This window comes from Streptomyces sp. NBC_00726 (genome assembly GCF_045161735.1).
Lineage (GTDB): Bacteria > Actinomycetota > Actinomycetes > Streptomycetales > Streptomycetaceae > Streptomyces.
Genome location: NZ_CP108983.1, coordinates 51,899 through 72,906, shown reverse-complemented (window position 1 = coordinate 72,906; position 21,008 = coordinate 51,899). Strand labels below are relative to the sequence as shown.

The 21,008-nt window shown below is 73.6% G+C and carries 18 protein-coding genes and 2 pseudogenes; 8 read left to right on the top strand and 12 right to left on the bottom strand.

Translation table 11 applies throughout. The annotated features are described in order from the left end of the window. The first annotated feature begins 9 nt into the window (after positions 1-9). Both OG338_RS00315 and OG338_RS00310 read left to right on the top strand, forming a co-directional pair. A complete protein-coding gene (locus tag OG338_RS00315) occupies positions 10-471 on the top strand; it encodes a nuclear transport factor 2 family protein (RefSeq protein WP_405935364.1) in 462 nt (153 codons plus the stop codon). Beyond that, complete coding sequence (locus OG338_RS00310; protein ID WP_405935363.1) at positions 471-1,874, top strand: MFS transporter; 1,404 nt, start codon at positions 471-473, stop codon at positions 1,872-1,874. Before OG338_RS00315 ends, OG338_RS00310 begins: the two co-directional genes overlap by 1 nt. Here the strand turns inward: OG338_RS00310 and OG338_RS00305 are convergent. Further along, a complete protein-coding gene (locus tag OG338_RS00305; protein WP_405935362.1) occupies positions 1,806-2,768 on the bottom strand; it encodes a LysR family transcriptional regulator in 963 nt (320 codons plus the stop codon). The genes OG338_RS00310 and OG338_RS00305 overlap by 69 nt on opposite strands. Before the next feature lie 165 nt (positions 2,769-2,933). Between OG338_RS00305 and OG338_RS00300 the strand changes: the two are divergent. Continuing rightward, positions 2,934-3,398: pseudogene (locus OG338_RS00300) on the top strand (hypothetical protein); the annotation flags it as partial. 68 nt (positions 3,399-3,466) lie between these two features. Beyond that, positions 3,467-4,123: a DUF6461 domain-containing protein gene (locus tag OG338_RS00295; RefSeq protein WP_405935361.1), complete on the top strand. Its 657-nt coding sequence runs from the start codon at positions 3,467-3,469 to the stop codon at positions 4,121-4,123. 19 nt (positions 4,124-4,142) lie between these two features. Here OG338_RS00295 and OG338_RS00290 read toward each other — a convergent pair whose 3' ends face one another. From OG338_RS00290 to OG338_RS00265, 6 genes are all read right to left on the bottom strand, one after another. Further along, complete coding sequence (locus tag OG338_RS00290) at positions 4,143-4,967, bottom strand: ABC transporter ATP-binding protein (protein ID WP_405935360.1); 825 nt, start codon at positions 4,965-4,967, stop codon at positions 4,143-4,145. Continuing rightward, positions 4,964-6,040, bottom strand: coding sequence for a FecCD family ABC transporter permease (locus OG338_RS00285; protein WP_405935359.1), 1,077 nt, complete (start codon positions 6,038-6,040; stop codon positions 4,964-4,966). Before OG338_RS00285 ends, OG338_RS00290 begins: the two co-directional genes overlap by 4 nt. After that, positions 6,037-7,047: a FecCD family ABC transporter permease gene (locus tag OG338_RS00280; protein ID WP_405935358.1), complete on the bottom strand. Its 1,011-nt coding sequence runs from the start codon at positions 7,045-7,047 to the stop codon at positions 6,037-6,039. Before OG338_RS00280 ends, OG338_RS00285 begins: the two co-directional genes overlap by 4 nt. A gap of 36 nt (positions 7,048-7,083) precedes the next feature. Further along, positions 7,084-8,124 carry an ABC transporter substrate-binding protein gene (locus OG338_RS00275; protein ID WP_405935357.1) on the bottom strand — a complete coding sequence of 347 codons (1,041 nt, stop codon included), beginning with the start codon at positions 8,122-8,124 and terminating at the stop codon, positions 7,084-7,086. Positions 8,125-8,245: 121 nt separating this feature from the next. Further along, positions 8,246-8,941, bottom strand: coding sequence for a type 1 glutamine amidotransferase (locus OG338_RS00270; protein ID WP_405935356.1), 696 nt, complete (start codon positions 8,939-8,941; stop codon positions 8,246-8,248). Between the two features lie 52 nt (positions 8,942-8,993). Then, a complete protein-coding gene (locus OG338_RS00265; protein ID WP_405935355.1) occupies positions 8,994-9,203 on the bottom strand; it encodes a hypothetical protein in 210 nt (69 codons plus the stop codon). 196 nt (positions 9,204-9,399) lie between these two features. Between OG338_RS00265 and OG338_RS00260 the strand changes: the two genes are divergently transcribed. The 4 genes and pseudogenes from OG338_RS00260 (at position 9,400) to OG338_RS00245 (ending at position 14,928) form a co-directional block, all read left to right on the top strand. After that, on the top strand, positions 9,400-11,514 hold the full coding sequence (locus OG338_RS00260; RefSeq protein WP_405935354.1) for a cellulose binding domain-containing protein: 2,115 nt from the start codon (positions 9,400-9,402) through the stop codon (positions 11,512-11,514). A gap of 137 nt (positions 11,515-11,651) precedes the next feature. Then, positions 11,652-12,023, top strand: a pseudogene (locus tag OG338_RS00255) (FAD-dependent oxidoreductase); the annotation flags it as partial. Positions 12,024-12,166: 143 nt separating this feature from the next. Further along, the gene (locus OG338_RS00250) at positions 12,167-13,378 is read left to right on the top strand and encodes a lycopene cyclase family protein (RefSeq protein ID WP_405935353.1); all 1,212 of its coding nucleotides are present in this window, start codon (positions 12,167-12,169) and stop codon (positions 13,376-13,378) included. Next, the gene (locus OG338_RS00245; protein ID WP_405935352.1) at positions 13,375-14,928 is read left to right on the top strand and encodes an FAD-dependent oxidoreductase; all 1,554 of its coding nucleotides are present in this window, start codon (positions 13,375-13,377) and stop codon (positions 14,926-14,928) included. The genes OG338_RS00250 and OG338_RS00245 overlap by 4 nt, the downstream gene beginning before the upstream one ends. A gap of 7 nt (positions 14,929-14,935) precedes the next feature. Here OG338_RS00245 and OG338_RS00240 read toward each other — a convergent pair whose 3' ends face one another. From OG338_RS00240 to OG338_RS00220, 5 genes are all read right to left on the bottom strand, one after another. Then, entirely contained in the window at positions 14,936-15,943 is a 1,008-nt protein-coding gene (locus OG338_RS00240; protein ID WP_405935351.1) for a DUF5914 domain-containing protein, read from the bottom strand. After that, a complete protein-coding gene (locus OG338_RS00235) occupies positions 15,940-16,926 on the bottom strand; it encodes a phytoene/squalene synthase family protein (protein ID WP_405935350.1) in 987 nt (328 codons plus the stop codon). Before OG338_RS00235 ends, OG338_RS00240 begins: the two co-directional genes overlap by 4 nt. After that, positions 16,913-18,466, bottom strand: coding sequence for a phytoene desaturase family protein (gene crtI / locus OG338_RS00230; protein ID WP_405935349.1), 1,554 nt, complete (start codon positions 18,464-18,466; stop codon positions 16,913-16,915). Before crtI ends, OG338_RS00235 begins: the two co-directional genes overlap by 14 nt. A 248-nt stretch (positions 18,467-18,714) precedes the next feature. Beyond that, entirely contained in the window at positions 18,715-19,731 is a 1,017-nt protein-coding gene (locus tag OG338_RS00225; protein WP_405935348.1) for a right-handed parallel beta-helix repeat-containing protein, read from the bottom strand. A gap of 97 nt (positions 19,732-19,828) precedes the next feature. Further along, positions 19,829-20,941, bottom strand: a complete 1,113-nt coding sequence (locus OG338_RS00220) for a PP2C family protein-serine/threonine phosphatase (protein WP_405935347.1) — start codon at positions 20,939-20,941, stop codon at positions 19,829-19,831. Positions 20,942-21,008 lie beyond the last annotated feature (67 nt).

The window sequence follows — 21,008 nt, the reverse complement described above, 5'->3', positions numbered from 1 at the left end:
TCGTCCGCCATGCCCGAATCCGCCCACACCCTCGCCTCCCGGTACGCCGTTGCCGAGACCTGCACCCGCATGGCGGTGCACGCCGACCGCCGGGAGTGGGAGCAGCTGCGCACGCTCTTCGCCGACAAGGTCGTGCTCGACTACACCAGCCTCAACGGGGGAGAGCCGGTCCACCTGACACCGCGGGAGATCACCGACGCCTGGCGCGGCACGCTCTCCGGCTACGACGCGACCCAGCACCTGATCGCCAACCAGCTCGTCACCGTCGAGGGCGACCGTGCCGTCTGCACCGCCTCCTTCCAGGCCACCCACCGCCTGGCCGCGGCCCACGGCGCGTCCCTGTGGACGCTCGGCGGCGACTACCGCTGGGAGCTGGCCCGCAACGGCGGCCGGTGGCTGATCGACACGGTGGTCATGACCGCGACCTGGGGTGACGGCAACCAGGCGCTGCCCCTACGAACGGCGGGCTGATGGCCGCCGGACTCGACTCCGCCACCGGAGCACCGGCCACCGAACGGCGCGGCTCACCCGCCGTACTGGGCGCCGCCCTGCTGGGCTTCTTCCTCATCTCCCTGGACGCACTGATCGTCACGGTCGCCCTGCCCGACATCGGCCGCGGCCTCGGCGTCGGCATGTCCGGACTCCAGTGGGTGGTCGACGGCTACACACTGATGTTCGCCGCCCTGATGCTGTCCGCCGGAGCCCTCTCCGACCGCATCGGCGCGAAGCGGGCCTTCGGAGGTGGCCTGGTCCTCTTCGCGGCGGCCTCGGCCGCCTGCGGGCTCGCGCCCGGCCTCCCGGTCCTCGTCACGGCCCGGCTGGTCCAGGGTGCGGCGGCCGCGGTGATGATGCCGGCCTCGCTGGCACTGGTCCGGCAGGGCTTCCCCGATCAGGCCGAGCGGGCGCGTGCGATCGCGGTCTGGACCGTCGGCGGCGCCGTCGCCGTCGCGGCCGGGCCGGTGGTCGGCGGGGCGCTGACCGCGTCGGCCGGCTGGCGGTGGATCTTCTACGTCAATCTCCCCGCGGCCCTGGCGGCGCTGGCCCTCCTGGCCCGGGTCCCCGCCTCCCGCCGCCTGCCCGCGCGGCTGGACGTACCGGGGCAGGTGACGGCGGTCCTGGCGATGGGCGGACTGACGTACGGCGTGATCGAGGGCGGCGCCGAGGGCTTCGGCCGCCCGGCGGTCCTCGCCTCCCTGACGGTGGCCGCCGTCGCGGCCGCCGGCTTCCTCGTCGCGCAGGCGCGGGGCGCCCACCCGATGCTGCCGATGGCGCTGTTCCGTACCCGGGTGATGACGGTGTCCCTGGTGGTCGGCTTCATGCTCAACGCCGCCTACTACGGAGGCGTGTTCGACTTCAGCCTCTACCTCCAGCAGGAGCGCGGGCAGACGGCGCTGCACGCGGGCCTGATGTTCATCCCGATGACGGCCCTGGTCGCGCTGGTGAACCTGGCATCCGCCCGGCTGGCTGCCCGGTACGGGCCGCGCGTCCCGATGACGGTGGGGCAGCTCGTCGGCGCAGGCGGGCTGCTGAGCCTGCTCGTCGTCGGCCCGCACACCGGGGTGTGGGTGGTGGCGACGCTGATGGTGCCGGTCGGCCTCGGCGGTGCGCTGGCGGTGCCGGCCCTGACCGCGATGCTCCTGGACGCGGTGCCCGCCGACCGCGCGGGCACCGCCGGCGCCGTGCTCAACACGGCGCGCCAGGTGGGCGGGGCGATCGCGGTCGCCGTCTTCGGGGCGCTGCTGGCCGGCGCGGACTCGTTCCTCGCCGGGATGCGCTGGAGCGTGCTGCTCGCGGCCGCCGGGCTGCTAGCGACCGCCGCCGCAACCCTGACACTGCCCAGGGCCGGAGGTGTCGGTGCCCCCGCAGCCGCATGAGGGGCGGCCAGCCGGCGCGGCGAGCTCCACGACGGTCCGGATGAAGGCCGACAGGCCCGGCGGCCGGTCACCGGTGCGCCACATCAGCGCGTAGTCGACGGGCTCCGCGTCATCGAACGGCACGTAGGCGACATCGGGCCGGACGTGGTACCTGCCGGCGGCGACGGCCGCCACGGTGGCCCCCTTCCCGGCCCCGACCAGCGCCAGGACGCCCTGCCAGCCGCCCGCCGCCGGACCGTGCTCGATCGGCAGGCCGCCCGGTGTGCGGGCGGGGAAGAACCACTCGCTGAACGCCTTCGACACCCCCGCGGCCGTCACCAGCGGCAGCTCGGCCAGGGCCTCCAGCGACACCGTGGCCCGCCGTGCCAGCGGATGGCCCGCGGGGACGACCAGTGCACGGCGTTCGGAGAACACCACCGGGCCGACGACGACGTCGGCCTCCTCCACGGGCGGCTCGGCGATCACCAGATCGACCTGCTCGTTCCGCAGCGCGGCTATGGCGGCGTTGTACGTCACGTCCAGCAGCTCGACCGTGCAGTCCGGGTGGCGCGTGGTGAAGGCGTCACCGGCCTTGACGAGGAGTTCCCCGCTCCACGGTGCGGTGAAGCCGACCCGCAACGCGCCACGTATACCGGCGTACGCCGCCGTCGCGTCGGCGAAGGCACGCTGGATCTGCCGGTAGGCGGGCAGCAGGTCCTCCCGGAGCCGACGGCCGACCGGGGTGAGGGCGACGCGGCGGCTGGTCCGTTCGAACAGCGGGCCGCCGACGCGCCGTTCCAGCGCCTTGACCGTCTGGCTGACCCGCCCGGGCGACACGTGCAACCGTTCCGCGGTCCGCGCGAAGTGCAGTTCGTCCGCCAGCGTCAGGAACGTCTCGATCTCGTACCGCTCCACCGAGCCCCCCGACCAGTCCGGCACCGACGCGACGCGTATGCGCCGTGCCCGGTCATCGTAGTTTCGCGCCGGAGGCGCCCTCGCACGTGGCGATGTCCTGCGGCTGTCCCGGGTGACGGTGCGTTTCGAGGAGCACGGCGACGCCGGCTACGACATGAATCCGCCGTCACGGAGCTCGCGCTGTGGACGACGACGCGGACGGCCGCCCGGCTCGCGGGACACCCCCATGCCGAGGTCCGCCGCGCCGTGGCGGCCAACGAGGCGACGCCACCGGCCGTACCGGCGGCGCTGCTCACGGGCGAGGGCCTGCCTCCCGCGCAACGCTGCCTGGTCTGCGACCGCGAGGAGACACCCTTCACCCACGATCCCCACTGCCCGCGGCCGGACTGCGATCTGCCGCCGGGAGCCGCCTGCGACGGCTCCCACGAATCCACCGTCCACGCGACGCGGCAACTCGCACTCCGCAACCCGGCCACACCCGTCGAAGCCGTCACCGGCTTCGCGGACCACCCGTCACTGCTCCTGCGCCGGGCGCTCGCCGCCCGCCCCGGCCTGCCGCCCGACAGCTGCGCCCGGCTCGCCGTGGACACCAATCCCGGTGTACGAGGGGACCTCGCCGAGAACCCGGCGGCGGCCGCCAACCCTTCGCCGGCACGGACCGCGATGCCGCAACTGGTCGCCTTGTAGGGTGCGGCGTCATGACTCCCGACGCACCCCGAACCGCGCGACGACCGGACCCGGCGAGATGGCAAGAGCTCGTCAGCCGTCACGCGTGGGCGGACGCCGACGAGCCGATCGCGTTCACGTTCTCCGTCATAGCCGGAAAGACGGAGGACGAGGTCGTACGAGCCTTCGGCGGCGACCCCGGGGCGTCACGCCCGATGACCTTCGACGAGGCAGCGGCCGAGCAGGCGTCCCACCTGTACGAGGACCACCACCTGCTCGGCGTGGTGACCGCCGGGCGGCACGTCGTCGCCATCGAATCGGGCTACTACGGCTGCATCCCGGAGATCGCCCGCCGGGCCTCGGCGGACGGGGGAGAGTTCTTCAGCGTTTATGCGGACGTCAACGCCCGCTATGAGGTGATGCACGCCCTGGACGGCAGCGTGGACGGCATGTTCGACCCCTCCCTGCTTGAGGACGCGGCCTGGATGGACCCGAAACCGGACGTCCCCGCATGGGCGGAAGGCATCGGCTTCCACGCCGAGACCCTGTGCGCGGAGTCCATGGCACTCATGGAGCACACCATGGGGGCAGCCGTCGACCCCGCCTTGATGACCACCCCTCTCCGCACCGTGCTCCTCACCCCGGTCTCCGATCTCTTCGGGCCGTCGGAAGCGGCCTGGCTGCCCTGAGAGGGCTGCGGCGCCCGGGCTACGCCTTCTCCACCACCGCCGACGGCTGCCAGCTGTACCCGGGGACGACGAGGCGGCCGCCCGTGAGGGGATCCGGGATGATCACGGACGACAGCCCGAAGACCTCCTGGACCATCTCCGTGGTGACCACCTCGTCCGGCGCCCCCTGCGCCACGATGCGCCCGTCCTTCATCGCGACGAGGTGATCGGCGTAGCGGATGGCCTGGTTCAGGTCGTGCAGCACGGCGACGACGGTGCGGCCGCGCTCCAGGTTGAGGCGGCGCACCAGGTCCAGGACCTCCACCTGATGGGCGACATCCAGATATGTCGTGGGCTCGTCCAGCAGCAGGAGTTCGGTGTCCTGAGCCAGGGCCATCGCGATCCACACGCGCTGGCGCTGACCGCCGGAGAGTTCGTCCACCGGACGGTCGGCGAGGGCCGCCGTGTTCGTACGTTCCAGGGCCTCGCCCACGGCGTGCTCGTCGGCCTCCGACCACTGCTGCCACCACTTCTGGTGCGGCTGGCGGCCCCGCGCCACGAGGTCGGCGACGGTGATGCCGTCGGGCGGGGTGGGGGACTGCGGGAGCACGCCGACGGTCCGGGCGATCTCCTTGGCGGGAAGGCCGGCCAGCTCGGCGCCGTCCAGCAGTACGGCACCGCGCCGCGGCTTGAGGAGGCGGCCGAGCGCCCGCAGGAGCGTGGACTTCCCGCAGGCGTTGGGCCCGACGACGATGGTCACCTTGGCGTCGGGTATCTCCAGGTCCAGGCCCTCGACGACGGTGCGGTCCTCATAGGCGAGGGTCAGGTCGTGCGCCGAGAGGCGGCTGGCGTGCGGACGGCTCATGACGAGATGCCTCCGGATCGGCTACGGGTACGGACGATGAGCCACATCAGGTACGGCGCGCCCACCACGGCGGTGAGGACACCGGTCGGCAGCTCGACCGGGGAGAACAGGCGGCGGGCCAGCAGGTCGGCGACCACGACGATCAGCGCCCCGGTCAACGCCGACGACAGCAGCGGCGTCTGCGCCGTGCGGGTCAGGCGGCGCGCGATCTGCGGGGCGAGCAGCGCCACGAAGTCGACCGGCCCCACCGCACCGGTGGCCACCGACGCCAGGACGACCCCGAGCACGGTCAGCCCGAGCCGGACCCGGCCGAGGCGTATGCCGAGCGCGGTCGCGGTGTCGTCGTCGAACGACGCGCCGCGCTGGGCCCGCGCCGCCCACAGGGCCGCCGGCAGCCCGATGAGCAGGACCAGCGCGAGCGGCCCGGCCTCCTCGTAACCCCGGCTGTTGAGCGAGCCGGTGAGCCAGACCTTGGCCTGCTGGGCCACCAGATAATCGCCCTTGGTCAGCAGCAGCTGGGTCAGCGAGCCGAGCGCGACCGACACACCGATGCCGACCAGCACGAACCGGGAGGAGTGCAGCCCGCCCCGCCACGCGAACACGTACACGAGCAGGGCCGCCGCCAGGCCGCCGGCCACGGAGACATAGGGCAGCGCGTCGGCGGCGACAGCATTGAAACTCAGCGCCGCCACCGTGGCCGCACCCGCCCCGTGCGTGACGCCGATGACGTCGGGGCTGGCCAGCGGGTTGCGGGCGACGGTCTGCACCAGCGCCCCCGCGACACCGAACGCCACCCCCGCGAGGAGCCCCACGACCAGCCGCGGCAACCGCAGCGTGCCCACGACGAGTTCGTCGGGACTGGGCCGGCCGAGCAGGACGCGTACGACCTCGGACGGCGCCACGAACGACTCGCCGACGCACAGATACGCCACCACCGCACACGCCAGCAGCACCGCGAGCGCCACGGCGACCACGGCCGCCCGGCGGTGTACGAGGAAACTCGCCCGCCCGCGCCGCAGCACGGCATGCCCGCCGGGGCGCGGACGGCGAACGGCGGCTTCGACGCTGCTCACGCGGCCACCACCTTCCGGCGCCGGACCAGCGCGACCAGGAACGGCACACCGATCAGGGCGGTCATGACCGCCACCGGCACCTCCGAAGGCGGAAAGAGCACGCGTCCGAGCACGTCGGAGCCGAGGATCATCACCGGACCCAGCAGGGCCGCCAGCGGCAGCACCCAGCGGTGTGCCGTGCCCACCAGCGCGCGGGCGATGTGCGGAACGGCCAGACCGGTGAAGGCGATCGGACCCACCGACGCCACGGCCGCCCCGGTGAGCACGAGCGCACCGAGCGCACCGAGGGCCCGCAGCCGTCCGACGTTGTTGCCGAGATTCCGTGCGGCGTCGTCGCCCAGCGCGAGCGCGTCCAGACCCCGGGCGATCATCGCGACCAGGATCGTCCCGGCCAGGACGAACGGCCACACCTGGCCGATCACTTCACCGTCGCGCCCACCGAGAGAGCCGACCTGCCAGAACCGGAACTCGTCCAGGGCACGCGCGTTCGTGGTGGCGACCCCGGACACCAGCGAGGCGAGGAACGCGTTCATCGCGGCCCCCGCCAGGGCGAGTTTGACCGGTGAGGCTCCGCCGCGCCCGCCGCTGGCGACCGCGTACACCCCCACGCCGGCCAGCGCCGCTCCGGCGAACGCGAACCACACATAGCCGTTCAGCGAGTGCACCCCGAAGAACGCGATGGCGGTCACCACGCCGACCGAAGCGCCCTGGCTGACGCCGAGGATGCCCGGTTCAGCGATGGGGTTGCGGGTGATGCCCTGCATGACCGTTCCCGCGAGAGCGAGCGCGGCGCCCGCGAGCACGCCGACCACCGTCCGGGGCACTCGCAGCGCGCGTACCACCTGGGCGTCGTCGCTGCCGCCGTCGTGGAACAGCGCCGACAGCGCGTCCCCCGGCGAGATCTGGCGGCTGCCGACCATGAGGCTCAGCAGGACGGCGACCAGCAGCATCGCCGCCCCGGCCAGCAGCCGGCCCGTTCGCCGGCGGGTGAGGTTGGGTGGCGACATGCGCCGGGCTCACTCTCTCTTCTCGGTCCGCGGCCCTCAGGCCGTCAGGTACTTCTCAAGGTCGTCGAGCACCGCGTCGGCGGCGGTGACACCGAGGCCCAGATACCAGGTCTCGTCCGGCACGTCGAAGGCGTGGCCGTCCTTGACCGCCTTCAGGTTCTTCCAGAGCGGGTTGGCCTGCGCCTTGCTCTTGTCGGTCGCCTTGGCATCGCCGTACACGCCCGTGAAGATGAAGTCGGCGTCGGCCTGGTCGATGTTCTCGGCGCTCACCTCGGCCGCCAGATCCGCGATGTCCTGGTTCTTGGGGCGCGGGATGCCGACGTCCTTGAGGATGGTGCCGATGAAGGAGTCGTTGGCGTAGAGCCGGATCAGACCGTCGGGCAGGTAGCGGACCATCGACACGGTCGGCTTGTCCGCCCCCAGTTTGTCCCCGAGGGCCTTCGTCTTTTTCTCGTACGCGGCGAGGTTCGCCTCGGCCTGCGCAGTCTTGTCCAGCGCGGCGGCGTTGAGGAGGTAGTTCTCCTTCCAGGTGAAGCCGGGCCGGATGGAGAAGACCGTCGGCGCGATCTTCGACAGCTCGTCGTAGGAGTTGGCGGCGCGCAGCTGGCTGCCCAGGATCAGATCGGGCTTGAGCGCGGCGATCGCCTCCAGGTTGAGGCTGTTGATCGTGCCGATGTTCTTCGGCGTGCCCGCGTCCTTCTTGAGATACGAGGGCAGCTCCGGCGACCCCTCGGTCGGCGCGAGACCGACCGGCTTCACACCGAGCGACACGACGTTGTCGAGCTCACCGACGTCGAGCACGACGACACGCTCGGGCTGTGCCTTGATCTCGGTGCTGCCCATGGCGTGCTTGACCGTACGGGGCCACTCACCGGGCTTCGCGTCCGTGCCGAGCGCCGCGGTCTTCGCTGCCGCGTCGCCGAAGTCCTTGCCGCCCTTGGCGACCGACTTCGAGTCCTTGGACCGGGAGGACGAGCCGCCGTCCTTCCCGGAGGAGTCGGCGCCGCACGCGGCCAGGGACAGCGCGGCAGCGACGGCGAGGGCGACTGCGGCTGTACCACGGCGCCGATATGACATGAACGTGCTCCTCATTTAGTTCACCATTAAATAATTAGGCGAGGCTCACCTTATGTCAACGTTATCCATGGGATGTACACGGGGTACGGCGTTTGCGCTCAACGGTGGGCAGAGGCGCGGGTCACGCCCCGCACACCGCCGCGAACCGTTCCGTGAAGACGGACCACGCGGCCGCGGTCGCCTCCTCGTCGGCCACCGCCCGCGCGTGCAGCCGGTCCCGGTCGACGCCCTGGGCGGCCAGCCGGTCCCGGTCCCACGTGGCGATGTTCCGGGCCTCCGCCTCGGGGTGGAACTGCACGCCCCAGGCCCGGTTGCCCACCCGGAACGCCTGGTACGGGCAGCTGTCGCTGGAGGCGAGCCAGACCGCCCCCGCCGGCAGCCGGGTGATCGCGTCGATGTGCCGCTCGATCGCGGGCACCGTCTCACCCAGCCCCGCGAACAGCGGATCGTCCACCGCCTCGGGCCGCAACCGGATGGCCGTGCTGCCGTACTCCGGCTCCCCGTGCGCGGCGCGCACCGTCCCGCCCGCCACCTGGGCGAGCAGCTGCCCGCCCAGGCAGATCCCCAGCATCGGTGTGCCGTCCGTCAGCGCCTGCCCCACCAGCCGGCGGGTCGCGGCGAGCCAGGGCGCGCGTTCGTCGTCGTCCGGGAGGAAGCCGCCGCCGAGCACGACGAGCGGGCGGCCGCCGAGCGCGGAGGGCAGCGCCTCACCGGCGTACGGACGCAGCACCCGCAGTCCGAGCCCCGCCGTGCTCAACCAGTCACCAACTCGCCCGGGACCTCCACGCGCGGTGTTCTGCACGACCAGCACGGACACAGGGCATCCACCTCCTTGTACGGTCAGGCTGCCCGGAGCGCCCAGGGCGGGATCAGGGCACCGGAATGCGGATGACCGGATGGAACGGGCGCTTGACGTACCCGCTGCGGACATTGCGGCACGTCGGCGCCTCGCACATGAAGAACTCGTCCACCTTCGCGCGCCCCGTCTCACCCCTCAGCCAGGACTTCTCCTCGTCCGTGAGAGGCCGGTGCATCTCGTCGGAATCGCACGTATAGCAGAACAAGGTCTGAGGCTTCATGTGATCTCCCAGAAGTTCCGGATGAGCCGGTCATCGACAGTAGAGAGGGCCGGGGCCGCTCCGGAAGCCCCCATTCGGCTCAGTTCCCTTGCGCGGCGCCGCCGTTGACAGGGCGTCATGTCCCTCCTCATCATGGGAGCGCTCCCATGCGTCTGTCCCACCCCATCCGTGCCGCCGAGATCCCAGGAGATCCCCCATGGCGTCAACGCACAGACCCCCGCAAGGCCCCCGCCACCTCGCACGCGCCGCCGCCGTCCTGACCGCCTCGCTCGCCGTGCTGGCCTCGCTCACCGGCGCGGCCCCCGCCGCACCGCAGTCCGCCGACACGGCGGACGTCGCCGTGCGGGTGAACGCCCAGGCGGCGCTGGGCACGCTGACCGGAGCCGCCCGCGGGGTCAACACCGCCATCTGGGACGCGCACATGAACGACCCCGAGGTGGCGGACCTGATGACGGCGGCCGACGTCGGGGTGATGCGCTACCCGGGAGGTTCGTACGCGGACATCTACCACTGGGAGACGCACACGGCACCCGGCGGCTACGTCGCCCCGGGCACCGGCTTCGACGCCTTCATGGGCACCGTCCGCGACGCCGGCGCGCAGCCGGTCCTCATCGCCAACTACGGCTCCGGCACCCCGGAGGAGGCGGCCGGCTGGGTCAGGTACGCGAACGTCACCAAGAAGTACGGCGCGAAGTACTGGGAGATCGGCAACGAGATCTACGGCAACGGCCACTACGGCAGCGGCTGGGAGAACGACGAACACGCGGACAAGAGCCCGCAGGAGTACGCGCGCGAGGTGCGCGCCTACGCGGCCGCGATGAAGGCCGTCGACCCCACGGTCAGGATCGGCGCGGTCCTCACCAGCCCGGGGGAGTGGCCGGACGGAGTCGTCGGCGACGGCGACTCCGGCGACTGGAACCACACCGTGCTCCCGGCGGTGGCCGACGTCATCGACTTCGTCAGCGTCCACTGGTACGCGGGCGGCTCGGACACCACCGCCGACGCGGCCCTGTCGAAGCTGGCCAAACTGCCCGGCGAACTCCGGGAGGTGCGCAGCCAGATCGACCGGGTCGCGGGCGCGCACGCACCCGACATCGGGATCGCGCTCACCGAGATCAACACCAACACCGGCGGCGCCCGGCTCACCGCCCGCCCCAACGGCCTGTTCGCCGCCGACGCGTTCATGACGGCGCTGGAGAACGGCGTGTTCAACGTCGACTGGTGGAACACCCACAACGGCGCAGGCGAGATCACCACCGTCGACGGGGAGACCGACTACGGCGACATGGGCATGCTGTCCAGCGGCGCCTGCACCGGCGACATCTGCGAACCGGCGCCGAACACCCCCTTCGCCCCGTACTACGGGATGAAGATGACCGCCGAACTGGGCACCGCGGGCGACACGATGGTCGCCGCCGAGTCCTCCGCGCAGGACGTCTCGGCGCACGCCGTGCTCCGCGACGACGGACGGCTGAGCGTCATGCTCGTCAACAAGGACCCGGACACCGCACGGACCGTCGCCCTCGACTACGACGGCTTCACCCCGTCCGCCACCGCGCCGGCGGTCAGCCGTTACGCGCGCGGCGACAGCGACATCACCGAGGTCACCGACGGCGACGCGTCCGCGGACCGGGTCACCGTGCCCCCGTACGCCCTGCTCACCGTGACCCTCGAACCGAAGGCCGGGACCGGGCCCGCCGCCTCGGCCGCGAGCACCCCGGGCACCCCGCGCCTCGGCACGGTCACCGACACCACCGCGCGCCTCACCTGGGACGGTGCGACGGGCGCGACCCGCTATCTGGTCCAGGAGCGCGACGGCGCCCACACCCACCTGGTCGGCGAGACCACCGGCACCTTCGTCACCCTGCGGAACCTGCCCCCGGGCAGCACCCACACGGTCAACGTCCTGGCCGCCGACGCGGCGGGCCGGCTCTCCGGGCCGTCCTCGCCCCTGACCTTCACCACCGGCACCCCGGCGGACGCGGTCTGCTCGGTGACATACCACCGGGACTCCAGCTGGGGCAACGGCTTCGTGACCACCGTGACCGTGCGGAATCTGGCGGGCACGCCGATCACGGGCTGGACGGTGGACTGGGACTGGCCGGCCACGGGCCAGTCGGTGGACTCCGGCTGGAACGCCGAGTTCCACCAGACCGGCTCCCATGTGCGGGTCACCGCACCGGACGACGCGGGCCCGCTGGCCCCGGACGGCGGCTCGACCGCCTCCTTCGGGTTCGTCGGCGCCAACGACGGCCCCAACCCCGACCCGACCGTCTTCCGCCTGAACGGCGCGGTCTGCTCGGGCGGCTGACACCCGCGTACGGGGAGCCCCGGTCCACCCGCGGACAGGGGCTCCCCGTGTCACCCGGTCCGCACTCGCGTGGCTCCTCGCATCGGCCCGGGGAACGTGGTCCGCTGGACCGAATGACCGCCCGGGCGAGGAGCAGCATGACCGACGAGCACCGCCGCCCCACGGACGCCGTCGTCGTCGGAGCCGGGCTGGCCCGCGCGCTGGACCTCTGCCGCCCGGGACTGAAGGTGGCCCTCCTGGAGGCGTCCGACTCGGTGGGCGGCCGGATGCGCACGGACCGACGGGACGGATTCCTGCTCGACCGCGGCTTCCAGGTGTTCAACACCTCGTATCCGCAGGTGAAGCGGCGCCTCGACCTGCGGAGTCTGCGGCTGCGCCCGTTCACCGCGGGCATCGTCGCGCGCACCCGGACGGGCCCCGTCCGCCTCGCCGACCCGACGTGGGAACAGGGCGCGGCGGGCGCCCCGCTGCCGGGCCGGGTCCTCTCCACCCGCGATCTGGGCGTCCTCCCCCGGCCGCTGAGCCGCACCACCCGCATCGGCCCCGGCCGTTACGTGTGCGGCGACCACCGGGCCACCGGCTCCGTCCAGGGCGCCCTCGCCTCGGGCACCCGGGCCGCCCGGGAGGTGGCGGCGGACCTGGCGCGCCGGACATGAGCCGCTGCGATGTCGCCGTGGTCGGGGGCGGCGCGGCCGGGCTCAGCCTCGCGCACCGGCTGACGGAGACCGGCGCCGCCACCGTGACGGTCATCGAACCGCCGGACGGCCCGCTGCGCCCGGCGGAACGGACCTGGTGCTACTGGCACGTGGAGGCGGACGGCCTCGACGCGGCCGTCAGCGCGTCCTGGTCCGTGCTGCGCGTGCACGGCGCCGACGGCCGCCCCGTCACCGTCGAACCGGCCCCCTTCACCTACCGCATGGTGCGCTCCGCCGACTTCGAACGCCTGGTCCACGACCGCCTGGCCCGGGCGGACGGCGGGCACGTGCTGCGGGCCACGGCGGACGCGGTGCGCCCGGTGCCCGGCGGCGCCGAGGTCCGCTGCACGCTGCCGGACGGCTCCACGGCCGGCGTGCGCGCCCGCCGGGTGTTCGACTCCCGGCCGCTGCCCGCCCTGCCGCCCGCCCGCACCCGGCTGCTCCAGCACTTCCGGGGCTGGTTCGTCCGCACCGCCACCGGCCGGTTCGACCCCGGGATCGCCGACCTGATGGACTTCCGCGTCCCCCAGCCCGCCCACGGACTCGCCTTCGGCTACGTGCTGCCGCTGGCCCCGGACCGGGCGCTCGTGGAGTACACCGAGTTCTCCCGCCGCCCGCTGACCACTCAGGCGTACGAGGCGGCGCTCGGCCACTACTGCCGCGACGTCCTCCGGCTCGGCCCGCTCACGGTGGAGCGCACGGAGCAGGGGGCGATCCCGATGACGGACGCCCGGTTCCCGCACCGGGCCGGGCCCGCCGTGTTCCGGATCGGCACCGCGGGCGGCGCCACCCGCCCCGCCACCGGCTACACCTTCGCCGCCGTGCAACGTCAGGCCCGCGCCATCGCCGCCGCCGTGCGTGACGGCCGGGGCGCCGTCCCCGCCCCGCACGGCCGGCGGGCGCTCGCCATGGACGCCATCGTGCTCCGCGCGCTGGACACCGGCCGCATCGACGGCCCGGACTTCTTCACCGGCCTGTTCCGCCGCGTCCCGGCCGAGCGCCTGCTGAGGTTCCTCGACGGCACGGCCTCGCTCCGGGAGGAGTGGGGCATCGGCCTGCGCACCCCCGTCCGCCCGATGCTCGCCACCGCCGCCGAACTGCCCTTCCTCCCACGCCGGCCCCGGTCCACCGCCGGAGACGGGGCCACGACCCCGGAGCACGCCCCGTGAACGCCCGACCCCCCGCCGCCCGACGAGGGCGCGACCGCAAGGCCGAAGTCCTGCTGCCCGCACCCGGTGCGGACCGCTTCCGGCGAGGTGACGAACCGTCCGTCGCCGTTGTCGGAGGCGGCATCGCCGGGCTCTCCGCGGCGACCCTGCTGGCCGAGCGCGGGGCACGGGTGACCCTGTACGAGAAGGACGACGCGCTCGGCGGCCGCCTCTCCGGACACCGGACCGTGCTGGCCGACGGCTCACGGGTGACGATGACCCGCGGGTTCCACGCGTTCTTCCGCCAGTACTACAACCTGCGCGGCCTGCTCCGGCGTACCGACCCCGCCCTCGACCGCCTCGTCCCGCTGCCCGACTACCCGCTGCGGCACAGCGGCGGCCTGACCGACAGCTTCGCCCGGGTCCCGAGGACGCCGCCGCTCAGCGCGCTCGGCTTCGTCGCGCTCAGCCCCACCTTCGGCCTGCGGGACCTCGCGGCCATGGACGCCCGGGCGGCGCTCCCGCTTCTCGACGTCCGCGTGCCCGAGGTGTACGAGCGCTTCGACGGAGTCGGCGCGACCGCGTTCCTGGAGAGCGTGGGCTTCCCGGAGGCCGCCCACCATCTGGCGTTCGAGGTGTTCTCGCGGAGCTTCTTCGCCGACCCGCGCCGGCTGTCCGCCGCCGAACTGCTGCTGATGTTCCACATCTACTTCCTCGGCTCGTCCGAGGGCCTGCTCTTCGACGTACCGGCCGAACCCTTCCCGCAGGCCCTCTGGGAACCTCTCGCCGGGTACGTCGAGGGCCTCGGCGCGGACCTCCGGACCGGCACGCCCGTGCACCGGATCACCCCGCGTGACGGCGGCGGGGCCCACGTACACACCGGAACCGGCATCCACCACCACGACGCCGTGGTGCTCGCCCTCGACACCGACGGGCTGCGGCACACCGTCGCCGCGTCACCCGGCCTCGGCACCGCACGCTGGCGCGACGGCATCGCCGCCCTGCGCACCGCACCGCCCTTCCTCGTCTCCCGGCTCTGGCTCGACCGCCCCGTCCGCGCGGACCGGCCCGGCTTCCTCGGCACCAGCGGCTACGACGGGCTCGACAACATCAGCACCCTGGAACGGTACGAGGGCGAGGCCGCCCGCTGGGCCGCGCGCACCGGGGGCTCCGTCGTGGAACTGCACGCGTACGCCGTCGACCCCGGCGCCGAACACAAGGAGGTCCAGGAACGGCTCATCGACCGGCTGCACCGCGTGTACCCGGAGACGCGCGACGCCCGCGTGGTCGACTCCCGGCACGAATGGCGCTCCGACTGCCCGCTCTTCGAGATGGGCACACACCCCCTGCGCCCCACCGTGCGCACCCCGCACCCCTGGCTGGCCCTCGCCGGGGACGCGATCCGCTGCGACCTGCCCGTCGCCCTCATGGAACGCGCCGCCACCACCGGCTTCCTCGCGGCGAACGCCCTGCTCGCCGACCGGGGCGTCCGGGGCCAGGTGCTGTGGACGGTGCCCCGCAGAGGCCGCTCCCGCGCACTCCGGGCACTCGCCGCCGCAGGGCGTGCCTGAAACGGCGTCAGCCCGGGAAGCGCCCGGTGCTGCGCAACGCCCAGCGCCGCTCCGCGTACGCCAGGTCGTCCACCCACAACCGCCCGGCGGTACGGCGCATCAGCGGCCGCAGCACCGGGGCGACGGCCCGGGCCAGCGCGAAGCCCGGCCGGTCCGAGGCGGCGACCGTCGCCTCGACGACGGCGGTGCGGGGGCGCCCGTGACCGGGGAGGGTCAGGGGCGTCGCGTGCGTCTCCACGACGGAGGACGCGCCCTCGCCGTCCGCGATGCGCATGACGACGGTACGCGGCCCCGGCGCCGTGAACTCGGCCCGCACCGGGACCACCAGGCGCCCGGCCACCCGGAAGGACACATCGACCACGAAGACGTCGTCCTCGTCACCCCGAGGTTCACGTACCACCGACAGATCGATGAACGAGTACGGGTGGAACCACGCACCGTGCCACGGGTCGAGCCGGTTGGCCACCACATCCTGCGGTTCACACCGCCCGACCGCCGTGAACACCGCGTCCAACGCCCCGCCGAGCGCGGGCCGTTCGGGCACCGGGGGCCGTTCGGCGGGCTCCTCGCCGCCCACCTCGTCAAGGCGTACCCACACGAGTACGCCGTCGTCGTACACCGGGAAGGGCCGCCAGCCCGCGAACGGGGCACCGTCCAGGGCGAGTCCGTGCCAGTGGCACACCAGCGTGCCGCACACCACCCGGCTGTCCCGCAGCGGTGCGCCCAGGTGCGGGCAGACACCCGGCCCGGCGCGCAGCGCACCGTCTTCCGTACGCCACAGCACGACCTCCGTGCCGCCGACCGTCCGGCCGTACGGGCGGTCACCGACCCGGACTTCGCGCGAGGCGCCCACCACGTACCAGTTCCCGGACGGGCGTGCCGTGGCCCGCTCCAGCGCCTCGGCGATGAGCGCGGGGCGCGCCTCGCGCCAGGTGGGCCTCTGCGCCGCCCAGCCGGGGCCGGAGCCCCGCAGCCGCAGCGGCGGTGACCACCGCCTCCCGTTCCGCCGGCTCACCGCACCGGCACCTTCCGCCCGGTCTCCGGGCCGTCCGCCACCGCCCGGCCGCGTGTCCGCCACCGGGCCCCGGCCACGCGCAGCACCCCGGCGGCGGCCGTGGCGGCGCGGCGTCGCCGGGAGACGACCGCACGGCGGTGCAGGACGCGGTAGTCCTGCTCGGCGACCGCGTCGAGGATGCCGCCGTACAGGGTGAACGCCGCGCGGATACAGGGGCGTACCCGTGGATCGAGCATGCCGATGCCCGGCTCCGCCGTCCGGTACACCCCGCGCGTCAGCTCCGTCGCGGCCACCAGCGCGGCCCGGATGCGCGCGTCCCCGCGCCCGGTGCGCCGGCTCCACTCCAGCAGCGCCCGGTCCACCCCGTGGGCGGACAGCAGATCGCCGGGCAGGTAGACGCGGCCCCGGTCGAGATCCTCGCCCACGTCCCGTACGAAGTTGGTGAGCTGGAACGCCACCCCCAGCGCGGCCGCGTGCGGCTCGGCCTCCTGGCGGGGCACGACCGTGCCGAGCACCGGCAGCATCTGGAGGCCGATCACGGCGGCCGAACCGTGCACATAGGTCTGCAAGTCGGCGTAGGTGGGGTAGTGGGTGACGGTCAGGTCGGCCCGTATCGAGGCCAGGAAGTCGGCGAACAGGCCGTGGCCGATGCCGTACCGGGCGGCGGTGTCGGCGACCGCCCGGACCACCGGTTCGTCGCCGGTGCCGGTCCTCAGCCCGTGCGCCAGATCGCGTTCGAGGCACAGCAGCAGCCGGTCGCGCTCGGTGGGCGTCCGGTGCCGGTCCAGGTCGTCCACGATGTCGTCGGCCCAGCGCGCGAAGCCGTACAGGGCGTGCACGGCGGACCGCCGCTCGGGCGGCAGCAGCCGGGTGGCCAGGAAGTAGGTGCGCCCGTGGCGGGCGTTGAGCGCCCGGCACCGCGCGTACGCGGTGCGCAGCCCGGGATCGGTGATGCCGGCCGCGTCCAGTTCACGCCGGGTCATCGGCACCTGCCCGGACCGGGGAAGAGGCGGCGGTGCGCACCCGGCGGGGGCGGAGTCCGGTGGCGCCGGTAATCCGGGCGGCGGCCAGCTTGCCGCTGATGAGCACGGTCGGCACGCCGACGCCCGGGGTGGTGCCGCACCCGGCCAGGACAGCGTTCTCCACGCCCCGCACGAGGTTGCGCGGCCGGAAGGGGCCGGTCTGGGCGAAGGTGTGGGACAGCGAGAACGGGCTGCCGGCGGCGTGGCCCCGGGCCGTCCAGTCGAGCGGGGTCACCAGAAGCTCCTCCTCGACGCTGTCCGCGAAGCCGTCCAGGCCCCGGCGTTCGAGTTCGCGGACCAGCGTGTCGCGGTAGCGCGGGCCGAGCTCCGCCCACGCGGTGGCCGGGGGACCGGTCGTGGTGTTGGGGCAGGGGGCGAGCACGTAGTGCAGATGGCGGCCCGGGGGCGCCAGCGAAGGGTCGTGCGCCGTGGGGCGCGTGATCAGCAGCGAGGGGTCGCTCATCAGCGCGCCCGTACGGGTCAGCTCCTCGAACGTCCGCTCCCAGGCGGCGCCGAACGAGAGGGTGTGGTGCGCGAGCCGCGGCCAGGTGCGGTCGGTGCCGGCGTGCAGGACCACGGCGGACGGCGCGTGGCGCGGCCGGACCGGGCGCCGGGGGCGGTGCCCCAGCAGCTCGTACGCGGTGGGCAGTTCGCAGCTCAGCACCACCGCGTCGCAGGCGATGCGCTCACCGGAGGCCAGGCGCACGGCCCGTACCCGCCCCGCCGAACGCTCCAGCGTGCTCACCTCGGCCGCCCACCGCAGATCGGCGCCCGCGTCCGCCGCCGCGTCGGCCATGGCCCGGGGGAGCGCGTGCATCCCGCCCTTCGGGAACCAGACGCCGGCCACGGTGTCCATGTAGGCGATCACGGCGTACGCCGCGAGCGCCTTGGCCGGGGCCACACCGGCGTACAGCGACTGGAACGAGAAGACCCGCCGCAGCCGTTCGTCGGAGAGGAAGCGGCCGATCCGGGCATCGAGGCGGCCGAACCCGCCCAGCGCCGCGAGCCGGGCCAGATCCGGGTGCAGCAGAGCGAACGGAGAGTCGAAGTTCGTGTCGATGAAGCGGCTCATCTGCGCCCGGTACAGCCGCTCCAGCCACCGCCGCAGCTCGCGGTAGCCCGTCGCCTCCACCGGACCGGCGAACCGCCGGACCTCGGCCTCCATCGCCTCGCCTCCGGTGTGCACGTCCAGCGAGGACCCGTCCGCGAAGCAGGCCCGGTACGCCGGATGCAGGGCCGTCAGCTCGACGCGGCGGTACAGGCTGTCGCCCACGGCGGCGAACGCCTCGTCCGCCAGATGCGGCATCGTCAGGACCGTGGGGCCGGTGTCGATCTCGAAGCCGCCCAGCCGCATCCGCCCCGCCCGGCCACCGGGACCCGCGTCCCGTTCGACCACCGTGACCCGGCGGCCCGCCCCCAGCAGATGCAGGGCACAGGCCAGCCCGGACAACCCCGCACCCACCACGACGACATGGCCCGTGGGCCCCGGCACGCCCTTCACCCGGCCCCCTTTCCGCTCGCCCGGAACGCGCGCATCGGGCGATCTCACCCCGGCCGTCGCGGAATACGGGGAGCGGGACGGCGTGTCGCTCCGCGATTCCTCCGGTCGGCGTACGCCCTGCACGCGCCCCGGCAGGCCGTAGTGTCCCGCCACCTGGTCGACACCGACGAGGGCATCACCCTCATCGACGCCGGACCGCCCGGCCACGGCGCGCATCGCGTCCTCGCCGCAGACGGTCAGGCGGACGGTCAGGTGACGGGGACGCCCGGGTTGACGAGCCCGGCGCCGCCGATGACCCGGTTGTCCGCGGTCACCGTGGCCGGGCAGTCCGACGCGGAGTAGTTGGTGACGTCGATGGCGAAGCGGGTGGGGCCGGTGGCGCCGGTCAGGTCGGCGGTGTTGTCGCGGAAGACCGTGCCGCAGCCCCAGCCCGGGGCCTGGGTGTGGGTCTGGAAGCCGTCGTTGGTGGTGCCGGTGCCCCGGTTGTTCTCGACCGTGTAGCCGTTGCCCTTGATGTCGGCCCACGAGTCGTCGTAGTTGGCCCCGGTGAGGCCGTCGCCGTCGAAGGTGTTCCCGGAGATCAGGCCGCCCGTGGTGCCTTCCTTGATGTCGATGTTCTCGCCGCCGACGCGGGGGCCGATGACGTTGTCGAGGATGCGGACGTGGTCGCTGGCGTCCGTGAGGGTGTTCGCCGTGCCCACGTACACCCCCTCGCCCATGCCGTTGCCCGACAGACCCGTGTCGTGGATGGCCGAGTTCCGGACCACTCCGTAGCTGCTCGACGTCCGGAAGTGGATGCCCTCCATGGTCGTGTGGTGGATCTCCACCGAGTCGGCCGTGACATGGTCGGACGAGTCGATCATGATGCCCTTCTGGCCACCGGTGACGGTGATGCCCCGGATCACCCAGTACGGCGCGCTCGTGAGCTGGATGCCGTTCCCGCCGCCCGAGGGGGTGGTGAAGACCGCGGCCCGTGAACCGGTCAGGGTGATCGGGGCGCTCGCGGTGCCACCCCGGGTGATTTTGAAGTTGCCCGAGTAGGAGCCGTCCGCCAGCTCGATCGTCTGCCCCGGTACGGCGGCCGCGAGCGCGGTCTTGAGCTCCTTGCCGTTCGTCACCCGCACCACCGCCGCGTCGTCGGTCCCGGGCGCGGCCGAGGCGGTACCCGGCGTGGCGAGCAGACCGGCGCCGGCGAGCGCGGCGGCGACCGCGGCGCGCCCCACGGCTCGCCCGGACCGGCCGGAAACGGAAGGGGTACGGAGCATGGCGGGACCTCACCGTCCTGGCAGGAGCACGACAAATCGTGGGGTGCTCCAGATTGGACTGGACCAACGAAGCCGTCAAGGGGGCCGGGCCGCGAGGTCAGTCCCCGGCGGCACCGCCGTACCCGATCGCGATCATCGCCGCGTCGTCGTCCAGCCGCCCGCCGACGTACCCCAGCAGATCGTCGCGGAAGCGGTCGATGAAGGAGTCGGGGTCGCCCTCGGCCCAGCCGGTGACCCGGTCCGCGAGCGGATAGAAGGCGCGGGAGGCGTCACGGGCCTCGGTGACACCGTCCGTGTACAGCAGCAGAAGGTCGCCGGGCACGAAGCGGAAGCTGTCGATGTGATAGCTCGGGTGCGACAGACCGCCCAGCCCCAGCGGGGGAGCGGGCGAGGCGGCGTCCATCGTCAGCGGCCGCCCGTCGCGCAGCACGACCGGTGGCGGATGCCCGCAGGACACCATGTGCACGCGGTCGTGCCGGTCGGGGATGTCCAGCACCGTGGCGGTGATGAACGATTCCCCGGGGCCGTTCCCGTCCGACTCCGGCAGCCCCCGGGACACGCTCTCGTCCAGATGGGCGACCAGCTCGTCCAGGCTCGCCCGGTGCCGGGCCGCGGCGTGGAACGCGCCGAGCAGCAGTGCCGCGTCACTGACCGCGCTCACCCCCTTGCCCCGTACATCACCGATGATCAGCCGCGTCCCCGTACCGGTGCGCGCCGCCGCGTACAGGTCACCGCCGATCTGCGCCTCCGCCTCCGCCGCGAGATAGAGCGAGGCCGCGCGCAACGGCCCGAGGCGCCGGGGCAGCGGGGGCAGGACCACCCGCTGGACCGCCTCGGAGACGTACCGCACCTGCTCCAGCTCCCGGGCCCGCCGCTCCCGCAGCACGCAGAAGACCACCAGGCACACCCCGACCAGGGCAAGGGCGAGGATCTGCGCCTGGTGGTTGGCCGAGAGCAGTTCGTCCGGATCGCGCAGCACCCCGATCACCGTCTGCGCGATCACCGCCAGCGCGGCCACGAACCCGACCGCCCGGGGCCCGCCGATCGAGGGAGTGATCGCGGGCGCCGCCACGAGCAGCGGGCCCAGATGGATGTCGGGCGGTGCGAGGACGTCCACCAGGGAGACCGCGATGATCCAGCCGACGGGGACAGCGAGCAGTGCCCGGCCCGCTCGCAGCGACCGGCGGCGTCTTTCGGCGTGCCGCGCCATGACTCCTCTCTACACCGCACCCGCCCGGCCCGCACGGGCGGGACGTTCCGGACACGGCTGAGGGGCT